We start from the raw sequence: 22,563 nt of genomic DNA on the forward strand, positions 1-22,563 counted from the left end.
CCAAATTACTAAGTCTGTCTGAAGTTGCAATTACATAAGTATTAAATTTGATAACAATTTCTTAGAAATTAATGTGTTGTTTGTACATAAATAGTTTACAAATCAGTCAAGTTATTAAGTCTCTTTTTGTACCAGTAATTTAAGCGATCGCCTATACAAACTATCTTCATAATGAAGGCAGAAAGAAGAAAAAGTGAATATACTTAAGTAGATTTGTTTTCTTCGTAACTAATAACTTTTTCTTGATGTTTTCTTAACAACTGAAGATATTTTTCGTTGGTTTTGGCTTGTATCCATTTTTCTTTAAATATCGCTGCGGATTCGGCTTTCACTGGGTCTACTTCATAAGGTAAGATATCTTTTCGCGCTTGCAGTTGTGCTGATGGTGAAGTTTCTTTTTGCGGGTTGGTTTTGTATTTTCTGCCACTTTTGTGATTAGCATAACGACGCGATCGCGTATAACCCATTTGAATAAACTTTCGCGCCATATCTGCACCGACAAAATCATCTTGTTCCAGATAAGCAAGAAACATTTCGTAGATTTTTTCACTCGACTCTCTGGCAATATCCGGAGTCTTAAACCGCCAATAAGGAAGAATTTCTGATTTGTAGGGTTCTACTAAAAGTACACCCTGTTCGCCTTTGCCAACGCGATACAGTTCTGGATGTTGGCGAAAGTCGATATTCTTAAAGTCTAAAGAATAATCAAATTGCATCATCGCTTTTTATGATGAATAATAAGCTTTAATATTAATTCTATGTGAGGTTGCGTTTTATTCACCGACAGGCTAAAGCCTGCGGCGTTGTGCGTACCAAGTCCGCGATTAGGCGGATGGAGCGTCTACAATTGGTTGGGGTTTGAATCCCCAACGAAAATGTTCCTTCTGCCTTCTGCCTTCTGCCTTCTGCCTTCTTCAAAAATTGAGTCATACCATGCTTCCTAGCACCGCTTCCAATCCTACCCTTGTCGCCGGAAATCTGCGCCGCGTACATCATATTGCTCTAAATGTGCATGATATGCAAGCTTCCCGCCACTTTTACAGCACAATTTTGGGTTTGCATGAACTTACAGGGGAAGAAGTTCCGAAAACCTTAGTTGAGTTGGTAGCACAAGGTAAAGTTGCCAACTTCGTTACTCCAGATGGGACAATCCTCGATTTATTTTGGGAACCGGAATTATCACCACCCGATCCAAATCCAGAACAGACGTTTACTAGAGCATATCATTTGGCGTTTGACATCGAGCCGCAATTATTTGAGCGAGCGGTGACAGTATTAAGAGAGAATAAAATAGCGATCGCACACGGTCCAGTCACCCGTCCCACAGGTAGAGGCGTGTATTTTTACGACCCCGATGGCTTTATGATTGAAATTCGTTGCGATCCGGATGATGTAAATGGGTAATGGGGAGTGGGGAATGGGGAGTGGGGAGTGGGGAGTGGGGAATGGGGAGTGGGGAGTGGGGAGTGGGGAGTGGGGAGTGGGGAATGGGGAATGGGGAGTGGGGAGTGGAAAAAACAATTAGCAATTAGCAATTAGCAATTAGCAATTACCAATTAGCAACCAACAACCAACAACTAACAACTATGAAAATATTTCAAGTTATCGAAGAGGCATTAATCACAAAACCAGCAATTCCACACAATCCATATAAGGAGTCATTGAAAAATTGGGCAAAGTATTGCCTGCAAGACAGAGGTTTTAAAGTAGTATATGCTCAAAATGCCGACTTTGCTATTGAACCCAAAGGCAGCGAAAAGCTTTATTTTAAAGTCACAAATAATGCGGCTGATGTGGATGATTCTTGTAATTGGATAGTTTGGGATAGTACAGCAAAAAGCGCCAGCATCATTCCTCTTTCTACATCAAAATAGCAAATCTTAAGTAGGGTGCCCTGCGGCGCTTTAATCTTATTTCATGAAAAATCATACCAAAACATGCGGCTAACGCACCCTACAGTCAAATTTTGAGGAAAAATACACAGAGTAATTTATACCTTCAAAATATTTTTATATTTTAAGTAGATGAAGTGTCATAATTAGTAATATCACCAGATGCTGATTCTCTCACTAAAACCTTTGAGCGTGTATAGACCATGACAAATTATGCAACTTTAGTTCCCGAATTTGAAGAATTATTTAGACAAAAGCTAAAGCTAAATAATTGTCGGCTGATAAAGAAAAGACAAGAGAATAATTATCAAATTACTACTCCTGCCAAAGACATTTTTTTGATGTCTTGGCAGGAATTTCCGGAAGTTAACTTGATTTATCAGCCTGTCGGGGTACGCACAGAACAAACTTTAGTTTATGAACGGGCTATTCGTTCGCATCTTAATTTTTGTCTGAGTAGCATTCAAGATAAAGTTGCTTCTTGATTGCTATTATTGCTGAATTTTCAAGAAACACAAGGCAGCTATTCTAAAGGCACAGACTCATCTCTGCGGCTTTTCAAACACCATTAGATGCTGCTGTGGTAGCAAGTTTTTGGTTTCCCTCCAAGTCAAACCAACAGCTTGCATTTCTTTTTTTACTTGTTTCTGAGTCATCTTGTGCAAAGCTTTAATCATCACAAAGGGATTTTCGCCTCGGTATTCAACCAAAACGACTCTACCACCAGGTTTAAGGGCTTTGATAATTCCTTGCATCACTTCAAAGGGATACTCAAATTCGTGGTAAGCATCGACCATTATCGCCAAATCTACACTTTCAGGCGGTAGGTTGGGGTTACTCTCCGTTGCTAAAATCGGTTCAACGTTGCTGATATTTTTCTCTTTTTTCAAAGACTTAATTATATCTAACATTTCTGGCTGAATATCCACAGCAAACACCTTTCCTTTGGGAATTAACGGTGCGATGCGAAAGCTTAAATAACCTGTACCGGCGCCAATGTCTGCAACGACATCGTTAGGTTTGAGGTCGATCGCGTTTACAATCTTACTAGGCTGTTCTTCTGCTTCACGGCTTGGTCTTTCTAGCCATGAAGCGCCGGTGTGTCCCATAACTTGCGCTATTTCTCGTCCTTGGTAGAATTTGCCGATACCGTCTGGGCTGTGGATAGACTTATATTGATATGTTGCGGATGCTGTAGGTGCTGTTGGTGACAGCGTAGGTTTAAGTAGCCAGCTGCACAGTATTAATAGGATGCCTACGGTTAAAAATACAAATTTATCTTTTAGTTTAAATTTCATTGTTTGATTGGTTTTATTTTGTAGTCAGCACTTTAGTGCTGAAAATAAACGTGAAAACGCCTACTACCATATTTTATATAACTACAAGCGGGGTTATCCTCCCCCGCCATTTAGCCAAAAATTTAAATCACAAACGCTTCCATTGCCCGATCGCTCCAATTTTCTCCTACTCGCTCTGCCACAAACGGTCTAATGATAAACTTGGGTGGGGAACCGGATTGTACATCAATTCGCACGAATGAATAAGGCAATCGTCGATGTGGTTTGTAGCCCTCGCGACCAACATAAAGCAAGGAATCCGCAATTTTACGGCTTTTACTGCCGTCAATTTCCTCAAAAGTTTCCATCAATTCTCTTCCCTCTTTGCGTTGGCGACGGGGAAAATGACCGCTACCACCACTAATGATACAGTTAATATGCGAGTCTGCGTATCCAGTATCAGCGGTGCGGAGATATTCTAAGCAGTGCGCGTGACCGTTGAAGATTAAATCGACTATCGAACGTCCTTGAGTTAGAGAACCAACCTGAAGCGCGACCGCATCAAAACAAGCACGCAAGCGACGACGAACTGCTAATGTTTGCGCTTGATGCCATTTATTGCTTTCAGTGACGTAGGGCGGATGATGAAAGTAAATTATACGTCCGCGCACGTCTGAAGTGTGCCAAGATTCAATTAATCTTTGTTTTAACCATTCGAGTTGTTCAAAGTCGATCGCAGACGGTTTGTGAGATGCAAGTTGTTTCTCGATGTCAACTTTGATTTCGTTGATTTGGTCTAATTTGGCACTGAGTTCATCGAGTTGTTCTGCTTGTTTGGGGTTATCTGGGTTGAGGCGATCGCATAATCCCAAAATCTCTGATTCTTCTTGGTCTATTTCCCGCCGACGTTTTTCTAATTCCCGGCGATTAATTTCTCCTTCTTTGGTTGCCGGCAGCGGTAATGGTTCATTAAAAGTATTCGAGTCGAGAGCGAAAAAGTCAATACCGCCGTAACGAAACGTATAATAACGATTGGGCAAGCGGGTAAAGTGTCCGGGTTGATAACGCAAACAGCGCCCGGTGTCACTTTTTGCCGTATAATGCTTATCAAGGTGACGTTCTAACTCTTTGGGAGAAGCGATCGCCTGCAAATAATCAAGAAATGCTTTTGCATAAGCATTGCCTTGATACGAACCATGCCAGCCTATCTCAATATCTTTATAGCGGAACATCCGCCGTAAAGGTTGCGTTGTTCCGGTCAGCCAGCGATACATCAACGGTACATCGTAGTAATCGTGATTACCAGGGACGGGTAATATTGGTAGATTGAAGACCATGCGATCGTAACGAATGCTTTTAGGATTCTCGCCATTCTCCAAAAACTCGCGGTAAGGCTCAATAAAGTTTGAGCGATAATACTCATGGGAACCGACGACATAAATAACATCCCCCGTATGCAACACAAAACGGCAAGAATCGCGGTGAGGCAGCATTAATTCCGCGATTTTGCGTTGAGGATGTTCACCATAATGCGACTTAGTGCCAGTATCACCGATAACCATAAAAGAAAAATCTGGGCGATCGTCTCTACCGTCATCTAAAACCATACTCGTTTGGTCAATTCCGCGTGATACAATACTCGAATGATTCCATCGCACTCGTTCCTTCATCTTTTGGATTTTCACTGGAATCGGTGGATCGGATATTAACTTCATCGTAGATACTCCCAAATTTGAGTTTACCTTGATAGCTTCGTAGTGAGGACTTCAGTCCTCATCTTATGAGATAAGGACTGAAGTCCTTACTACAGCAAACATCCTCAGAAGGTCAACGATGAGCCTCAGAACCTCAACATTGAGCCTCAGAAGGTCAACTTCGAGCCTCAGAAGGTCAACGATGAGCCTCAGAAGGTCAACATTGAGCCTCAGAAGGTCAACGATGAGCCTCAGAAGGTCAACTTTGAGCCTCAGAAGGTCAACATTGAGCTTCAGAAGGTCAACGATGACCCTTTGAACTCGAAGTTTCATGTTCTGAACTCGAAGTTTCATGTTCTGAACTCGAAGTTTCAATCTGGTAGGGTGCGTTATGGACGGAACGTTCTAACGCACCGAACATGTGGGATGGTGCGTTGCGCTACGCGACAACACACCCTACTGCTACAGACGCGATTAATCGCGTCTCTACTCCCCCCCTTTGTACAGACGCGATTAATCGCGTCTCTACTGATACCCGGCTGCTTGCAATAAGAATAACTTCGCATAGCGTCCCCCAGCTTGCAATAACTCATCGTGAGTTCCCTGTTCTATCACTTCCCCATTTTCAATCACCACGATTTTGTCAGCCATCCGCACTGTAGAAAAGCGGTGAGAAATTAACAATACCATCTGATTTTTGGTTAAAGCGCGAAAATGATTGAAAATATCAAACTCAGCTTGAGCATCCATTGCTGATGTCGGTTCATCTAAAACCAAAATATCTGCACTATCTCGCATAAAAGCACGAGAAAGAGCTATTTTTTGCCACTGTCCCCCAGAAAGTTCTTGTCCACCCTTGAACCATTTACCAAGCTGAGTTGTAAAACCTGCGGGTAACTTCTCTACAAAAGGTAGTGCCATGCCTTTTTCAGCGGCAATTTCCCAAAGTTCTCTATCTTCTAATCGTTCCACATCACCGACACCGATATTCTCGCCGACGGTGAATTGATAGCGAACAAAGTTCTGGAAAATTACACCAATACGCCGACGCAATACATCGACATCCCATTCTTGCAAGTCTAAGCCATCGAGTAAGATGCGTCCGGAGTCTGGATAATAAAGCCGAGTCAGCAGTTTAATTAAGGTTGTCTTCCCAGAACCATTTTCACCAACGATCGCTAGTTTTTCACCTGGTCGCAAATGTAGAGATATATTTCTTAACGCTGGTTGCGAATTTCCCGGATAGGTAAATGTCATGTTCTCAAAACGAATACCATCTTTGGGTTTGACACCTTTGGTTGCTTTACCTATTGCCGTTGGTACTTCTTCTTCGAGAAAATCGTACAAATTGGAGAGATACAAGTTATCTTCATACATCCCGCCGATGGAAGTCAACGCCCCGGAAAAAGTAGTTTGTCCTTGGCGGAATACGGTGAGATACATTGTCATATCTCCTAAAGTAATTCTCCCCGCCACGGTTTCTATAACAATCCAAGCATAGGCGATGTAAAAACCAGCAGTAGAAAGTAAACTTAATAGATATCCCCACAAGCCCCGACGCAAAGTTAAATCGCGATCTTCGCCATAAAGCCGATTAAATAGAGCGTGATAACGTCCTAACAGCATATCCCCCAGCTGATAGAGTTTGACTTCTTTGGCAAAATCTTCTCTAGCAAGCAGGGTTTCTAAATAATGCTGTTCGCGGGTTTCTGGCGCCCGCCAACTAAACAGCCGGAAAGCTTGTGCCGCAAACTTCGTTTCCACAAAGAATGCAGGCATCCCGGCTAAAATTAGAACTAACAACGCCCAAACAGAAAACTTGACAAGCAAAGCTCCATATGTTATAAGTGAAAGAGCGCTTTGCACCAAGCCGAATGTGCGCGTTACCAAAGAAAGGGGACGAGTTGAAGCTTCTCGCCGCGCATTCGTCAATTTGTCGTAAAATTCCGAGTCCTCAAACTGGGTGAGATCCAAAGTGAGGGACTTTTCCAAGATAAGAACGTTGACCCGTTGACCGAGTAACACGCGCAGTAACGATTGACAGACGGAAAGTCCTCGTTGAGTAGCAGCTAATAAAGCAACAGCGATCGCTTCTAAGCCAACATACATCAACGGGTGAGAATTATTGACAAAATCGCTACTGTATGTATGCGATTGAGCGGCAAAAATGACCGCATCGACAATTAACTTACCGATGTAGGCGATCGCAGCAGGCAAAAGACCAGCCACTAAAGTTAAAGTGGCAAGAATAATAGTTAAAAAGCGGCTAGTAGTCCACACCAAGTTGACAGCACGTCCACTGTAGCGGAATACGGAAAGTGATTGACGCAGAGCGTTTCGTTTCTTTTGAGTCCTCATTATTCATTTTATAGCGTGAAGTGCCCCTTAATTGCTGCCGATGGTAAAGGGGAGTGCGATCGCTTTCCTTTGAGGAGTCTAAATAGGCGATCGTTCAACTTTTAAGGAACAACATTCACGAATCCAAATTGACGAAAGTGATGATCTAAGGTGAATGCCTCAGTCAAATTAAGTTTACTCATCACAACTCGACTAGTGCAGTCTGTGAAACTCCAGTTTTTATCTGAGAACTGACGGAAAATCTGCCAGCTTTGTTGAATATCTTCTTCACTCAGGTAATAGATGGTTGCAAGCACACCTGAAAAGAATGCCTCTCCCAAACTCATTGCCCTGAAAGCTTCACCACGAGTTCTCAACAGCGTAAGGGTTTCATCTACTATGTAATCTGTCGTCAGCAATGGCTGATTGTTCTGATTAACCCATAAAGATGCTGCTTGATGATCTGTATCTGAAGGAACGATACTGGCAAACCAAGCACTAGTATCCACAAAAATCATATTGCATCATGCTCAGGATAGAGAATGCTATCATGATCTCGACCGGAGAAGCGATCATTGCTTCCTTCTAAAGGCATAGAAGCGATTTTTGCCAAAATATCTTTTGCAGATTGGACTTTAGGTTTAGCCTCGCTGGGAATAACAATAACTTCAACGCGAGTTCCCTCAGCTAATGGAATTGGTTGTGATAGTCTGAGTACTCCCTCTTCATAAACAGCTTCTATAGTTATTGCCATCAGCTATTGCCTCATAGACTAGCACTTCTTATCATTACATAGTACCTTTTAGCTGAGGTTGTCAGCCTATAAGTGAACCTCACTTCAGATGACTAATTAACCAATTTAACGCGGCTTCGACATTTGTAACGCGATCGCCTTGCAAAACAGCCGGACGCTGTACCATCACAACAGGGATATTCAACTCTCGTGCTGCAATAATCTTGGCGTAAGTCGCATCACCACCGCTATTTTTACTTACAATAGTGTCGATCGCGTGCTGAATCAACAATTGCCGTTCCGAAGCCAGGGTGAAAGGTCCTCTATCATATAATAGTAAACCTTTTGGTACTAAAGTATTTGGTTGTGGCGGGTCAATCATCCGCATGAGAAACCAAATATCCTCTATGTGGGCAAAAGCCGCAAGTTCTTGTCTGCCGATAGTGAGGAAAACTCGCTTTGGGCGATCGCTTAACTTCAAAGCAGCAGCTTCAATGCTTTCAACTTCTATCCAATTGTCCCCCATAACTCGCTGCCACATCGGGCGCACCAACATCAACGCGGGAATGTTTACCTCAGTTGCAGATGCGATCGCATTCAGCGAGATTTGCGCTGCAAACGGATGGGTCGCATCAACAAGCAAATCAATTGCTTCATCACGCAGATATGCAGTTAATCCGGCTACACCACCAAAGCCACCAATTCGTACATTACCTGCCACATCTTTTGGTTGACGAGTGCGACCAGCCAGGGACACCATCACCTCAATTCCTGGAAGATTTGCCGCTTTCGCCGCTAATTCAGCCGCATCACCGGTTCCACCCAGAATTAATACCCGCTTCATACTTTACATAGAATTAATTTTTACCCAAAAACATAATAATAGCGCCTACCTAACTACAGGCAAGCGCTACTGCTTTAATTAAATTCAGGGATAAATATATTTAGACTTCCCCGAAGTATATTATTAATTGATTGCAATTGAACTTATTACACAGCACTTCTGCGGGTGATTAGATTCCACAAGAAAACTGCAACGATTGCACCAAGAACAGCTACTAAAATACCGGGGATGCTGAAAGTAGGAGTTGCTAGAGCTAAAGTCCCTGTACTAAAGAATACGCCCAAACTACCGCCCACAAAAGCACCAATGATTCCTAACAAAATGGTTCCTAAAATTCCGCCGCCTTGATGACCGGGGTAGATAGCCTTAGCAATGGCACCAGCAATTAGACCTAAAACAATCCAAGCAAGAATATTCATGTTCCGTTAATTCAGTGAAGGTTTTTTCTAACAAATACACAATAACAATTCAAACCCTGGCATCCAATCTGCCAACAGAACTAATTGTTATTAGCCTCAAGGCATAGTAAAGACGTTTTGGCAAAACGTCTCTACTCTTACTTCTTTTGACATACGCCTCAATTGAAATAAGTAATAACCTAAAAAAAAGCTCCTAGTTGGTCTAAAACTAGAAGCTTCAAAGATTATTGCTTGGTAATGATTGCAGTATATGCATTTCTAATTACTTGTTTCCTCTACTAGAAGAGTTAGCCGTTGCTGAATATAAAGGTAGAGAACCGAAATTGCTCGTAGAGACGTTCGGTGCGGAACGTCTCTACAGATAAAATTTAGATACTATTGTTTCTAAGGCACTCTTCCAAGTCTCTTTCTATAAACTTGGCACCTGTCAAATTAGCCCCACTCAAGTTGGAAAAGTGAAAATTTGCGCCTCTCAGGTCTGAATACGCTAGATTTGCTCCTCTGAGGTCTGCATGACTTAAGTTAACTTCACTTAAATTAGCCCTAGTTAAATTAGCCCCCCTCAAATCAGCTAGTTGCAAATCTGTTTTAGTTAAGTTTGTCCTGACTAAGTATGCCTGACTCAGGTCGGCTGCACTCAAATTAGCTTCACTTAAATCTGCCGCTGTTAAATCAACTTTGCTTAAGTCGGCTTTGCTTAAATTAGCCAAATTCAACTTTGCATAACTGAGGTTAGCTTCACTCAGCTTCACTGATGCCAGCATTGCACACCTCAAGTTAGCATTGATAAAATTCCTCTCTCCTGCTGCATAACGCTTTATCAGTTCATCACTCTTCAACGAAGCTAAACAAGCAAAACATGTCCCGCTATAACACCATTTTGCATCCACCAAATTAGCCGCAGTGTTAACCGCTACCTCATCACATTTGCTCATCACTACACCATTGCAGCCATCCCACTGACCGCCGAGTATAAAAGCAACATCAGAAGCCGCTGCTACTGAGTCAAATAGCAAAATAGGCTGCTGTTTTTGCCGTGACCAACTATTCAAAGCAATCGATATAATATTTTTCATTTCTATAGCTGAGGTAACGCATTTTACTGTCTAAACTCACTCACAACTTCTAAGCGCATCAATATCCGCAGAAACAATCAGCTCAAGATTGCGCGAGATTTTTTCGATACTCCAGTTCCACCATGCAATTTCTAAAAGTGCAGCGATCGCCTCAGTTGAAAATCGCTGCTTAATCAATTTCGCCGGATTCCCGCCAACAATGGTATAAGCTGGTACATCGCTCACAACCACTGATTTGGCGGCGACGATCGCCCCATCCCCAATTTTTACACCTGGCATGATTGTTGATTCATAACCGATCCACACATCATTACCAACCACAGTATCGCCTTTGAATGGTAATTCACCTATCTGTGGCATGACTTTTTCCCAACCATTACCAAAGATTTGAAACGGATAAGTTGACAAACCAGACATTTTGTGGTTAGCCCCATTCATGATGAACTTGACACCCGTGGCGATCGCGCAAAATTTCCCAATAATCAATTTGTCACCAATAAACGGATAGTGATACAACACATTGCGCTCAAAGTTCTCCGAATCTACTGGATCGTCGTAATATGTGTAGTCACCAATGATGATGTTCGGATTGACAACGGTATTTTTGATGAAGCAAATTTGCGGAAATCCCTCCATCGGATGTTTATTGTTTGGATCTGCCCCGTACAAAGTAGCCTCCCTTATCGCACTCACCGCGTTCGCGGAGCGTTGTCGTCCCGACATCGCTCCTAAAATTATCGCCCGTCACCTGAAGTCTGAAGCACACCAAACCAGGTAAGAAAAAAATCATCTATCACCAACTACGGTTCATCTATCAATTTACCGTTGTTTTTCTCTTGCCTTTTCTCGCTTGGGTGTGACATACTCTAATAAAGTACACTATTCCGACCGATTTGCCGTTGTTTTACCAAAAACAACAGACGCACTTATGCTGTGAGGAATTAACAGGCAATGCAAGAAGATAGACAAAAATTAAAAGTGACAACAGATTCACCAGAAGCGATCGCCCTTATTAATCGCTTCATCGATCAAGCTTTGAGTTATGGTTCATATGCAGAAACTGTGATTTTGCAAGCAATTGCCGCCGATCCGACTTGTGCGATCGCTCAAGCTTATGCGGCAGCTTATTACCTTTCCCAGGAAAATCAAGTAGGTTTAAGGCAAGCGCAACCTTATCTGCAAGCAGCACAACAACATTTAGACAAGATTACAATTAGAGAAAAGTTATATGTACAAGCGATCGCAGCTTGGGCAAATAAAGAGATAGATGTAGCGATCGCTTTGCACGAAGAGATTACCGATAACTTTCCCACTGATATGATATCCGTCCAGCAAGGACAATATCACTATTTTTATACAGGTGACAAAGATAAATTATTGAAAATTGCCCATAAAATCGTATTTGCGAATATAAATTCTCATTATTTATACGGAATGGTAGCGTTTGGTTTAGAACAGTGTCATCAACTAGCAGCAGCGGAAAAGATGGCTATGTTAGCAGTAAAATTAAATCGTCACGATCCTTGGGTGCATCATGCGATCGCTCACGTCATGGAAACTCAGGGACGAGTTGAGGAAGGTATAGCTTGGATGGAGAACTTTGCAGATACTTGGGAAAACTGCAACTCGATGCTGTATACTCACAACTGGTGGCACATTGCGCTGTATTATTTAGAACTGGGCGACACAGATAAAGTTTTAGCGCTTTACGATAATCATATCTGGGGACGCGCTCGGAAAGACTCTCCAAAAGATGAAGTAGGAGCAATTTCGCTTTTATTGCGGCTAGAGTTACGCGGGGTAGATGTAGGCGATCGTTGGCAAGATATAAGTGCTTATCTTTACCCTCGTATTAACGAACACGCTCTACCTTTCCAAGATTTGCATTACATCTATGCTTTAGCCAAAGCTGGACAAACTAACTGGGTAAATCAGATGTTAGTGAGTATGCAACAACATACTCTGACGGTGAATTTATTTTTGCGGCAAAGTTGGTTAGAGGTAGCAATACCCGCAGCTAGGGGGATGATGGCTCACGCTAAAAAAGATTTTAATACAGCTGTGATGGAACTTAAACCTTTAAAGCGGCGCTTGCACGAGATTGGGGGAAGTCATGCACAGCGGGTTTTATTTCAGCAGGTTTATCGAGATGCGCTTAAGAATGTTGAGAAAAGTCAGATTTACGGGATTACAGCTTGATTAACGTATGATTATGATTTTTAAATTTCAGCATTTTGTAGAGACGTTACATCATGTCCTACAAATCACATATATTGTAGAGACGTTCCTTTCGTAACGTCTATGCGTGACGGTTGCGTGTTTTTATCAAATCGCCGTAATACCCTACAGCTTCTACCCTTGGGCGCTCCCCTGGACAAAAATGGCACAAGCGTTCGTTTACTAGATCCTCAACACCCCACGACATTTTACAGATGTTGGCTGTCAATGAGTGAAAGAGTGTTTGTGAAACCCCTTTTTTATTGCGATCGCCTAAACTAACATCCCCGAACACGATCGCCAAAAGTGGACAAGACCCATAATGTGGTTTCACGCATTGGCTTGCAAAGCGGTTTGAAGCGTTTATGGAAAGCAGATAGCGACAATGTACGTAGGCATGTTTTACGGCTGACCTGTACGTTGCGGGCAGACTGGTTAAAAGAATGTAGAATTGAACCCGTAGCAATGGAATCAACAGGGGTTTATTGGATACCTGTACTTTCAGTTTTGGAAAGTCGTGGTTTTGATGTCAAGCGTATGTTTTCGCGCACTACGTCAAAATACCTGGTCGCAAAACAGACGTATTAGATTGTCAGTGGCTGCAACAGTACTTGTTGTATGGTTTATTATCAGGCTCATAACGTCTGCGAAGACCTTTCTTTGCATCCTTCGCAGTTACATCGCATGAATTTTACAAAAATTCATGCTTGTGCGCGACTTGATGTCTTGGCAAGAGGCTTCGCATTGCCTCTCCCGTTTAATGATTAGCTTTACTTATAATATCTCTTGACCAGAAAATATGAAAAAATGTATTTCCACTCTACAGTTTTTTCGACAAAAGTTTGGTGTTGTTCCCCGTTAGCCAGAGCGATCGCAAAACTTTTCCGTAAAGCTGAAATTACCAAGTTTTAGACTCTCTAGTTGAGATTGACGTAAGTTGATTTGAATTTGACCAAATTTATATGTGAGTCGTTCTATTCGTTTTAGGCGGTGGATTAATTCCTCAATCAGGATTGTGCAGGCAGCTTCAGTCACAAAGCTCTCAATCTCCGGCTATTTTCGTGTAAAAAATACTATGAGATTGTCTGTTACTTCAATGAAGGAAGAAGAAAGAAGAAAGATATGTTGAAGTCGCCGGTACACCGCCTTTTAAAGGCGATGCCTGCGGCGACCACCTTCCGTGGTTTAGTTTAAGTAAAGGCAATTGAAACCCCACTTCTGGATCTTTCAACGCACCCGAAGTTGGGGTTTTAGACTTCGTTTATGTTGCCTGTTGAAGGAATGAACATCGATCTTCTTTCTTCAAACTTCACACCGATGATAAGTAGCCCGATCCGCACGGCTAAAGAATTCGCTTGTGGAATTCGCGGACATTAGGGTATCGAAAATCGACGACCTTGGGTTAAGGATGTAGTTCTTAATGAATATGATTCCACCATACGTATAGGTAACGCCGCTGCCAATCTCTCAATTATTAGAGCGATGCCTTCTCCTGTCAAAGACGCACTCGCGTTCGGCAAGGCTTGTCTGCGACACGCTAGCCTGCGGCAACGCTCCTGGGCGAACGCGAACGCCAACGCACTCAATGTACTTCGTCGAAATGGTTATCTTTCCATCACAACGGCTCAAAGATTTCTCTCTAACGATATTGACAAACTGCTTATGCTTGTGCAATAAAACAGCCCTGCTCCTGCGTAGTCAAAGCAGAAAAGGCGTATCTTCCCTTGCGGATTTGGTTTAAGTTTGACAGTCAGTTGTCAACAGACGATGTTCGTACCACGATCGATCTTTAATTTGATTGTGCTGATTTTTCCATTTGCTGACGCAGGCTAAGTGGTCTCATATCAGTCCACACTTCCTTTATGTAAGCTAGGCATTCTTCCTTTGTCCCGCTTTTACCAACATCTGTCCAACCAGGAGCATTTTCCCGCTCACTAGGCCAAATTGAATACTGTTCTTCGTGATTTACGACAACTTTGTAGATAGTTGTGTCTTCTTGGTCATTCCAACTCATAATTACTCCAAAAAAATTGACACGCTTGTTTACTTGATCTGCTAGCACTGTTTTGCTACTCTGCCCTATGATATCGCTATCTAGTAATACCTCCAGGTGCTTTATTTAAAGAATATCCAACTTTATCAATCTGCTGCGGAGCCTCCAAAAAACCACTACGAATGTAGTATGATAAGTAGGTACTAAGTAATTCAGCGCTTATTTGTGGACAGTTGATAGAGGTTCCTACAAGGTGATCGAGCGTATTTTGAGTGTCGAACTGTACCTTTACTGAGTTACCATCAGCTGCTTCCTCGTTAAATGTGTGTATTAGTGGATACAATGCATTATCTGGAGAATGTTCAGCAACCTTCAGCAGTTCAGCTCGCCACTTGTCATACGAAATTTGTTGAAGCGAGTAACCAAAAGAGCGAATCCAAGTGACAAGGTTGTTCCAGTAGGCAGGGTGGGGATTAAAAATATGAAAGTTTTCCCCCAGTGATTTTTTCTGCCTTGATAAATAGATGATAGATTTGCTTGCATAGTCCACAGGAGTCATATCCATCATTGTGTTTAAGTCTGGAACACTTCCGAGTTGAATGCAGCCTTTGATCATTCTGGAGATTAAGTCATCTGTCTTACAGATTCCTGTTTGGCTGTGTCCTGATACTCTTCCCGGTCTATAGATACAGACAGGAAGTCCTCTAGTGCGTGCAATTGTTACTAACTTTTCAGCAACCCATTTACTCTGCTGGTAGCCACCAACAAGACTACCACCATGATCTAAAGAGTCATTTTCTCGGAATACCCGATCTTTAGTGAAGTCCACTAAGGCAAAAACGGAAAAGGTAGAAATATAATGTACAGGCTTCACTTGTATTTGGCTTGCCAATCTCAGGACTTCTTGAGTTCCAAGAACATTAGCTGCCTTAAGTTTAGGGTATGGATCAACGAAATTAACTAATGCGCCATTATGATAAATCACATCTATTGTACTTGCCAACAATTGAAATTGTTGATTGGAAAGACCAAAAAGTGGCTGAGATAAATCTCCTATAACTAAGATAATTCTGGAACTAAAACATTCATTCCAAAGTGAGTAGGATTCAAGATTTGCTTGTATCTTCTTTTTGCCTTCTTCCACATTAGAGGAGCGTACCAAGCAATAAATGTCAGCATTGGTCTGCTGTAGGAGTTCATAGAGTAAAAAAGCTCCCAGAAAGCCTGTTGCTCCAGTTAGAAAAATACGTGCTGGCTCTGCGATCTGCTCAACGGGTATGTTGGCGGGACGAATTGTATCATCTAAAACAGCTTCTGCATTGAGATCCGTGACAGATATTGTAGCAGGTGGAGTCGGTTTGCAGTCACGAACATTATCAATGGCTTGAGCCATCCCCGCAACTGTAGGTGTTTCGAGCAAAGCGTGTAAGGACAATTTTATTTTGAATGTATTTTGTACGCGGAAGACCAGTTGAGTAGCTGTAAGGGAATGACCACCAAGGTCAAAGAAATTGTCATTGACACCTACAAGCTCAAGTCGAAGCACTTGAGTCCAGATTTCAGCCAGTGCCTCCTCGGTTGGTGTGCGGGGAGCTACAAAAGTTTTTTCTAGTTCGGGTTGTGCCGACTCAGGATCTGGTAGTGCCTTGCGGTTCACTTTGCCGTTGGGCGTCAGTGGTAGGGTATCCAGCACCACGAAAGCACTAGGTACCATAAATTCAGGTAGTTTTTGTTTTAGGAAGGAGCGCAGGTCACTAATTGTGGGTATCTGCTCTTGATGCGGGACAATGTAGGCTACTAAACGTCGATCGCCTGGAATGTTTTCTTTGGCGATGACCACAGTTTCTCGCACATTTGGGTGTTGGTTGAGTAAAGCTTCAATTTCTCCCAGTTCAATCCGGTAGCCCCGTATTTTCACTTGTTCGTCAATCCGCCCCAGGTACTCTATGTTACCATTTTCCTGGTAGCGAACCAAGTCCCCAGTTTTATACAAGCGTTCCCCAGCCTTGTTGTTAAAAGGGTTGAGAATGAACTTTTCAGATGTAAGTTCTGGTCGATTGAGATAACCACGGGCTAAAGATACACCACCGATGTGTAGTTCTCCAGGAACTCCCACAGGAACTGGCTTTTCGTGTTTGTCTAAAATGTAAAATTGCGTGTTGGCAATTGGGCGACCGATAGAAACGATGCCGTCAGCTGAAGAAGCACTGTTGAGAGTCTCTACCTTGTGGACAGCTGACCAAATGGTGGTTTCTGTAGGACCGTATAGGTTCCACAGTTCAATGCCCCGTTCAAGCAACTGATTGGCGAGTTCGCGCTTGAGTGCTTCACCACCGCAGAGAATTTTCAATTGCCTGCTGTCTTGCCATCCTGATGCTAGAAGCAGCCGCCAAGTTGCTGGAGTGGCTTGCATAATTGTAGCACCCTCAGATGACAGACGCTTTAATAACTCGGTTCCATCAGTGGCAACTTCGCGGCTGATTACTACTAAACGAGCGCCCACAATCAGCGGTAGGTACAATTCCAGTGCGGCAATATCAAAAGATAATGTGGTAACTGATAGGAGGGTATCTTTCTGGTTTAGTTCTAGAGTAAGGCGCATGGCATTTAAGAAGTTAACTAAAGCACCATGCAGAATTTGAACTCCTTTTGGTTTGCCAGTGGAGCCGCTCGTGTAAATTACGTAAGCCAAGTCTTCGGGTGTTACCTTGCTGTACGGATTGCCTTCGCTTTCTTGAGCAATCTCTTGCCAGTCGGCATCCAAGCATACTACCTTAGCTTTATGTTCCGGCAATGTTGCCATCAACCGCTCTTGGGTTAGCAGCACTGGCACATTAGCATCTTCTAGCATAAATGTCAAGCGATCGCGTGGATAGGCAGGGTCTAACGGCATATACGCTCCACCCGCCTTGAGAATGCCCAGCAGTCCCACAACCATTTCCAGCGATCGCTCTACGCACAGACCGACCAACACTTCCGGTCCCACACCTAATCTCTGTAGGTGGTGCGCTAATTGATTTGATGACGTGTTAAGCTCGCGGTAGGTGAGTTGCTTGTCTTCAAACACCACCGCTACCGCATCCGGCGTCTTTTCTACCTGTTGCTCAAACAGCTGATGGATACACAGTTGTTTGGGATAATCTGCTTGGGTTTTGTTCCATTCCACCAGTATTTGATCAAGTTCTGCGGCATTCAGTAGCGGTATATCTGATAGCTGTTGATCGGGATTGGCAATAATCCCTTCTAATAAAGTTTGAAAATGACCCGCCATGCGAGCGATCGTCGCAGCGTCAAAACGCTGTCCATCGTAGATGAACCGTAAAGACAATTGTGCACCAGGCACCGCCATTATCGTTAGAGGATAGTTTGTCTTCTCAAAAGTACGAACATCACTTATTTGCAGGTTCAAATTTTGCTCTTGTAAAGCAGCATCTACGGGATAATTCTCAAACACCACTATACTTTCAAACAGTGACTGTCCTCGCGGCACATCGCTCCATTCCTGGACTTGCACTAGTGGACTGTACTCATATTGGCTAATTTCAAAGAGTTGCTTCTGTATTTGCTTCAGCAAAGGAAAAATTGAGCGATCGCCCTGCACGCTTACCCGCATGGGCAGGGTGTTGATAAATAGACCGACTATCGATTCCAAGCCGAGTAAGGCTGCTGAACGACCTGAAACAGTAACACCAAAAACCACGTCGGTTTCGCCACTGTATCGTGAGAGAAGTAAAGCCCAAGCTGCTTGCACTAAGGTGTTTAACGTCAGTTGATGCTGTCGTGCCAAAGACACCAGTGCTGTTGTTACTGCTGGTGATAGCTCAAGAAGCAGCTCGTTATAGCTTTCTTGCAAACTGGACTTTTGCTGTGTATCAACTACAAGCGGTGTTGGTGCTGTCAAACCCTTGAGTGTTTGCCCCCAGAATTCTTTGGCAACTTCCAAGTTCTGCTTCTGTAACCAAGCAATGTACTCGCGGTAGGAACGACTCGGTTGCAGTTGTAAATCTTGCTTCTGAGATAATGCTTCGTAAAAGCCCAGCACTTCCTTGAACACCAAAGGCAGTGACCACCCATCTATAAGTATGTGATGATAACTCCACACGAATTGATACACGTCCTCGGACATTTGAATTAGGGTCAGGCGCATCAGTGGTGCCTTGGACAGTTGAAAGCCACGCTGGCGATCGGACTCAAGAAACGCTTGTAATTGCTGTTGCTGCTCATCAGGAGATAGCCCGATCCAAGAATGGATCTCTACTGGTAGTTTCACCTGTCGGTACACCACCTGTAGCGGTTGGTCTTGGCGTTCCCAAATGAAAGCAGTTCGTAGAACTACGTGCCGCGCTACTACTTGCTGCCATGCTGCATCGAAAGCTTGAACATCCAGCCTCCCTGTAAAAGTACAGCTCAATTGCTGACAATATACCCCTGAAGAAGGAGCATAAAGGGTGTGGAACAGCATACCCTGCTGCACCGGGGATAGTTGATAAATGTCTTCAATATTATTCTTTTTCATTTATTTCTTTAGCTGAAGATAAATTTAATATTTAGCTTTATTGTGCCGATTTTTCCATTTGCCGGCGCAGGCTGAGTGGTCTCATATCAGTCCACACTTCTTTTATGTAAGCTAGGCATTCTGCCTTTGTCCCACTTTTACCAACATCTGTCCAACAAGCGTGCATTTTCCCGCTCGCTAGCCCAAATTGAGTACTGTTGTTCGTGATTTACAACGACTTTGTAGATAGTTGTGTCTTCTTGGTCATTCCAACTCATAATTACTCCAAAAATTACAGAAAGTTCGCTTAATATGGCAACACTGTTTTGCTATTTACTTGCAGGCACAGGCAGTTCTTTAGTGGGGGATAAAATTTGGTAGCTCAGACTCTACCAGTCGCAAGCGCGGAGAAAGATAGCTGGTAACAGTTGCTATCATCATGACCATTCCCATGAGGATGAACAGCAAGCCAATGCCACGTCCTGGTCCGACACCAATTATCTTTCCAACACTTCCAGCTAACGGTCCATTAATGGTAAGCAGCGGCTCAAACACTTGGTCAGCTAGCGGTCCAGCACTTAGGTAAGCAAGCAGCAGGGATAAATCGATCAGCATTCGGTTGAAAGCGAAGACTCTTGCCTGCACATCAAGCGCAACTTTGGTCTGAAAAATGGCTTGCCTAGCACTGACAACGATCGGCAGACTGAAGAAGTGAAAGAAAATGGCAACAGTACACAGCAAAACGTCACGACGCAGCCCAGCCAGCAGCATGCATAACCCGCCCAACAGCATAAACCCGAGTACGCTATATATGCGGCGCTTCCCTCCACCCCAAGTGCTGATGAGTGCTGTGCCGAGTAGCATACCGCTGCCACCGATGGACAGCATAGTGCCAAGTACAGCGGTCGAGGTAAAAGAAAGGAACAGTGGTGTCGATAGCACAATGGCAGTTCCCTCAACAAAATGGTAGACACAGTTAAGAATCAATAACCAGAACAAACCAGGTCGATTTGTGATATAATCCCAGCCTACCAAGGCATCGTGCCACACTGAGCTTTTCAACCCTTCGGCTTTTGTCGTAGTTCTAGGTTTGGGCAGCCGAACCAGCAAGAGCATCACAAGGCAGAAAACGAAGGTAATTCCGTCAAGTATAAGGACACCTTCAATCTGAATGGTCACTAGGAGAAAGCCTCCTAGCACTGGCGAAATTAGCTGCGAGACAGCTAGCCCTAGTTGGAACATACCATTGGCACGAACTAAATGCTGTGGTGGTACAAGCAGTGGGATCACAGCATTATAAGCAGGCCACTGCAAGGCGTTGAAAGCGGAACTAGCAGCTGTTGCTGCGTATATATGCCAGATTTCAAGATGTCCAATGAAATATAGCACTGCAATCGAAAGGATGCTCAACCCAGCTCCACAATTGCTCAAAATTATTACCTTGCGTCGGTCTCGCCGATCCCCAAGGTAACCCGCAAGCGGGGAGACGATCATGCCCGGTAGCAAAGTACACAAAGAAATCAACGCAAACTGAGTGACTGAGTTCGTATTTTTGTACACCCATATACTTAAAGCAAAGCCAGTAAGACCAGAGCCAAGGAGCGATGCCAGTTGTCCAATCCAGATGATTATAAAAGTCCGCATTTTTCGGTTGCTAAATTATCTGCCTGTGCCTGCTCAATGCAGCGTTTCAATTGTTCTGCCAGAACTTGGACGTTGGGGACGCATAAAGGGCGCGAAAAACGAGCAACCTTACTCAAACCGAGCGGGAAAAATGTATCATTATTATACCGAATATCTCCATTCCCGCTCGGTTTGAGTGCGAGATCTGCAAGCTGTAGCGTATATCTGTGAAAAGGTTGCTCGTTTTTCTCTCTTTTTTTCCACGGGGAAACCGAATTATTCTTTTTCATTTAGTAATCCAAATCCTCCTGTTGTAGTTGTGCAATCAACTCGTCAAGGTCTGTTTGGCTTAAGTCTGCTACGGGAAAGTCTGAAGGTGTGTAACCTCCAACCTCAGGAGATAAACAATGAGCAATCAGCGCTTGCAATGCTTGCAAAAACTTGTGTGCTAGACTCTCAACTGTGCTGTCCAGATGCACTTTCTCACTGTAAGTCCAATTCAGTCGCAGCTGACCCTCTAAAATTAAGCCACTCACGTCCAGCAAATGGCTGCGGTTTGCGATCGGGCTACGGCTTGGTTCGGTAGATTCACTGACAACTTTGAAAATTGAGGATGTTTGTAGCAGTTGATCGAATTGACCCAAATAGTTGAAATTTACCTGAGCTTGTGGTAAGGCTTTTAGTTTGGCGGCAATTTCTGCGTCGCCTTTGAGATAGCGCAGCAAGCCATAGCCAATACCTTGCTGCGGAACCCGACGCAGTTGCTCTTTGACTGACTTTAAGGTCTCACCTGGATTGTCTGTTGCTTGTAGCTCTAACACCACTGGAAAGATGGTGCTAAACCATCCCACAGTGCGTGATAAATCTAAATTTTCAAAGATGTGTTCTCGTCCATGACCTTCCAAGTTGAACAGGATAGAGTTCGACCCAGTCCATTCAGCTAACACCTGCACCAAGGCTGTAAGCAACACGTCATCGATTTGTGTGCTGTACGCTTTTGGCACCTCTTCGAGTAATACACGAGTTTCTTCCACAGACAATGACACAGACACCGTGCGTGCAGATGCTTCGGTGTTCGCACCCAGAGGATAGTCTACTGGTATGCTTGCAACTTGCTCATATGATTCTGTTAGCCAATAACCGAGTTCTTTTTCCAAGGGTTGTGATTGTGCATACTCTGCCAATCGTTGCGCCCAATGTTTGAACGCTGTGGTCTTCGCTGGCAATTGCATCGCTGCGCCGCCACTGAGTTGCTGGTAGGCTGTTTGCAAGTCTGACAACAAAATCCGCCATGATACAACATCTACTGCTAAGTGGTGGATGACTATTAGTAGTCGGCTGGGCAAGCGATCGCCAAGAAACAACCAAGCAACTTGCACCACTGGTCCGTTTGACAGGTTTAAGCTAGTTTGTAGTTCTGCGACTTTTGCTTCAATCGCAGTTTTGTGCTGTGCTTCTGGTAGTGTTGATAAATCTATCCGGGTAAATGGTATGCGATCGTCAACCGCAGCGTTCTTCTGCTGCCAACCAGAATTTGTTCTCTCAAAACGCAAGCGCAAGGCATCATGATGTACTAGCAACTGCTGCACAACTTGCTCTAAAATATTAGGCTCAATACCTAGTTGCATTTCCAGCAACAATGTTTGGTTCCAGTGTGCTGGCTCAGGTAAATTCTGCTCAAAGAACCAGTGCTGAATTGGTGTTAGCGGCAATGTCCCTGTCATTACACCTTGTTCAGCTTGATTCGCAGTAGTTGTACCTGCTGCTAATTGTGCGATCGTCTGACGTTCAAACAGTTGTTTCACTGTCAGTTGTAGTCCGGCTTGATTGGCTTTGGCAACTACTTGAATGGTGAGAATAGAATCGCCACCAAGTTCAAAAAAGTTATCATAGACACCCACACGTTCTACACCCAGCAGCGATGCCCAGATGCCAGCGAGCATCTCTTCAATCGCTGTTCTCG

At 43.6% G+C, this 22,563-nt stretch carries 22 protein-coding genes and 1 pseudogene; 4 read left to right on the forward strand and 19 right to left on the reverse strand.

The genetic code is table 11. The features are described 5' to 3' along the window. Positions 1–203: 203 nt before the first annotated feature. Positions 204–716 carry a DUF4385 domain-containing protein gene (locus tag PI95_RS14680; protein WP_052325936.1) on the reverse strand — a complete coding sequence of 171 codons (513 nt, stop codon included), beginning with the start codon at positions 714–716 and terminating at the stop codon, positions 204–206. Positions 717–933: 217 nt separating this feature from the next. Between PI95_RS14680 and PI95_RS14685 the strand changes: the two genes are divergently transcribed. Beyond that, positions 934–1,404 carry a VOC family protein gene (locus tag PI95_RS14685; protein ID WP_039754862.1) on the forward strand — a complete coding sequence of 157 codons (471 nt, stop codon included), beginning with the start codon at positions 934–936 and terminating at the stop codon, positions 1,402–1,404. Here PI95_RS14685 and PI95_RS14690 read toward each other — a convergent pair. Then, positions 1,361–1,528 (reverse strand): hypothetical protein, encoded by a 168-nt coding sequence (locus tag PI95_RS14690; RefSeq protein WP_163518899.1) that lies wholly within the window; start codon positions 1,526–1,528, stop codon positions 1,361–1,363. The two genes, PI95_RS14685 and PI95_RS14690, sit on opposite strands and share 44 nt — an antisense overlap. A 58-nt stretch (positions 1,529–1,586) precedes the next feature. Here PI95_RS14690 and PI95_RS14695 point away from each other — a divergent pair, with 58 nt between their 5' ends. Together PI95_RS14695 and PI95_RS14700 are read left to right on the forward strand one after the other, a co-directional pair. Beyond that, complete coding sequence (locus PI95_RS14695; protein ID WP_039754863.1) at positions 1,587–1,874, forward strand: hypothetical protein; 288 nt, start codon at positions 1,587–1,589, stop codon at positions 1,872–1,874. Between the two features lie 221 nt (positions 1,875–2,095). After that, positions 2,096–2,377, forward strand: coding sequence for a hypothetical protein (locus PI95_RS14700; protein WP_039754864.1), 282 nt, complete (start codon positions 2,096–2,098; stop codon positions 2,375–2,377). 57 nt (positions 2,378–2,434) lie between these two features. Here PI95_RS14700 and PI95_RS14705 read toward each other — a convergent pair whose 3' ends face one another. The 10 genes from PI95_RS14705 to PI95_RS14750 all read right to left on the reverse strand — a co-directional run bounded on the left by PI95_RS14705 (position 2,435) and on the right by PI95_RS14750 (position 10,995). Next, positions 2,435–3,190 carry a class I SAM-dependent methyltransferase gene (locus tag PI95_RS14705; protein WP_039754866.1) on the reverse strand — a complete coding sequence of 252 codons (756 nt, stop codon included), beginning with the start codon at positions 3,188–3,190 and terminating at the stop codon, positions 2,435–2,437. A 122-nt stretch (positions 3,191–3,312) separates the two neighbouring features. Further along, a complete protein-coding gene (locus PI95_RS14710) occupies positions 3,313–4,884 on the reverse strand; it encodes a metallophosphoesterase family protein (RefSeq protein WP_039754867.1) in 1,572 nt (523 codons plus the stop codon). A gap of 63 nt (positions 4,885–4,947) precedes the next feature. After that, the gene (locus tag PI95_RS14715; protein WP_039754869.1) at positions 4,948–5,217 is read right to left on the reverse strand and encodes a hypothetical protein; all 270 of its coding nucleotides are present in this window, start codon (positions 5,215–5,217) and stop codon (positions 4,948–4,950) included. A gap of 171 nt (positions 5,218–5,388) precedes the next feature. After that, positions 5,389–7,221 carry an ABC transporter ATP-binding protein gene (locus tag PI95_RS14720; protein ID WP_039754870.1) on the reverse strand — a complete coding sequence of 611 codons (1,833 nt, stop codon included), beginning with the start codon at positions 7,219–7,221 and terminating at the stop codon, positions 5,389–5,391. 101 nt (positions 7,222–7,322) lie between these two features. Further along, positions 7,323–7,718, reverse strand: a complete 396-nt coding sequence (locus PI95_RS14725; protein ID WP_163518902.1) for a type II toxin-antitoxin system VapC family toxin — start codon at positions 7,716–7,718, stop codon at positions 7,323–7,325. Next, the gene (locus PI95_RS14730) at positions 7,715–7,954 is read right to left on the reverse strand and encodes an antitoxin family protein (RefSeq protein ID WP_039754872.1); all 240 of its coding nucleotides are present in this window, start codon (positions 7,952–7,954) and stop codon (positions 7,715–7,717) included. The genes PI95_RS14725 and PI95_RS14730 overlap by 4 nt, the downstream gene beginning before the upstream one ends. 79 nt (positions 7,955–8,033) lie before the next feature. Then, positions 8,034–8,777 (reverse strand): cobalt-precorrin-6A reductase, encoded by a 744-nt coding sequence (locus PI95_RS14735; protein ID WP_039754873.1) that lies wholly within the window; start codon positions 8,775–8,777, stop codon positions 8,034–8,036. A 146-nt stretch (positions 8,778–8,923) separates the two neighbouring features. After that, positions 8,924–9,196 carry a GlsB/YeaQ/YmgE family stress response membrane protein gene (locus tag PI95_RS14740; RefSeq protein WP_039754875.1) on the reverse strand — a complete coding sequence of 91 codons (273 nt, stop codon included), beginning with the start codon at positions 9,194–9,196 and terminating at the stop codon, positions 8,924–8,926. 368 nt (positions 9,197–9,564) lie between these two features. Further along, entirely contained in the window at positions 9,565–10,272 is a 708-nt protein-coding gene (locus PI95_RS14745) for a pentapeptide repeat-containing protein (RefSeq protein WP_052325914.1), read from the reverse strand. A 36-nt stretch (positions 10,273–10,308) separates the two neighbouring features. Then, entirely contained in the window at positions 10,309–10,995 is a 687-nt protein-coding gene (locus PI95_RS14750; protein ID WP_163518903.1) for a Vat family streptogramin A O-acetyltransferase, read from the reverse strand. Between the two features lie 228 nt (positions 10,996–11,223). Here PI95_RS14750 and PI95_RS14755 point away from each other — a divergent pair, with 228 nt between their 5' ends. Continuing rightward, a complete protein-coding gene (locus tag PI95_RS14755) occupies positions 11,224–12,471 on the forward strand; it encodes a tetratricopeptide repeat protein (protein ID WP_039754878.1) in 1,248 nt (415 codons plus the stop codon). 876 nt (positions 12,472–13,347) lie between these two features. Here PI95_RS14755 and PI95_RS14760 read toward each other — a convergent pair. From PI95_RS14760 to PI95_RS14790, 7 genes and pseudogenes are all read right to left on the reverse strand, one after another. Further along, entirely contained in the window at positions 13,348–13,524 is a 177-nt protein-coding gene (locus PI95_RS14760) for a hypothetical protein (protein WP_163518904.1), read from the reverse strand. Between the two features lie 754 nt (positions 13,525–14,278). After that, positions 14,279–14,503, reverse strand: coding sequence for an MbtH family protein (locus tag PI95_RS14765; protein WP_039755004.1), 225 nt, complete (start codon positions 14,501–14,503; stop codon positions 14,279–14,281). Between the two features lie 76 nt (positions 14,504–14,579). Then, on the reverse strand, positions 14,580–18,998 hold the full coding sequence (locus tag PI95_RS14770; RefSeq protein WP_052325915.1) for a non-ribosomal peptide synthetase family protein: 4,419 nt from the start codon (positions 18,996–18,998) through the stop codon (positions 14,580–14,582). 37 nt (positions 18,999–19,035) lie between these two features. Further along, positions 19,036–19,255, reverse strand: a pseudogene (locus tag PI95_RS14775) (MbtH family protein). Positions 19,256–19,334: 79 nt separating this feature from the next. After that, positions 19,335–20,621, reverse strand: coding sequence for an MFS transporter (locus PI95_RS14780; protein ID WP_039754881.1), 1,287 nt, complete (start codon positions 20,619–20,621; stop codon positions 19,335–19,337). After that, entirely contained in the window at positions 20,606–20,890 is a 285-nt protein-coding gene (locus PI95_RS14785) for a hypothetical protein (RefSeq protein ID WP_039754883.1), read from the reverse strand. The genes PI95_RS14780 and PI95_RS14785 overlap by 16 nt, the downstream gene beginning before the upstream one ends. After that, positions 20,891–22,563 (reverse strand): condensation domain-containing protein (locus tag PI95_RS14790; RefSeq protein ID WP_236117070.1); only part of this gene is annotated, 1,673 nt, incomplete at its 5' end.

Source organism: Hassallia byssoidea VB512170 (assembly GCF_000817785.2).
GTDB lineage: Bacteria > Cyanobacteriota > Cyanobacteriia > Cyanobacteriales > Nostocaceae > Hassallia > Hassallia carrinoi.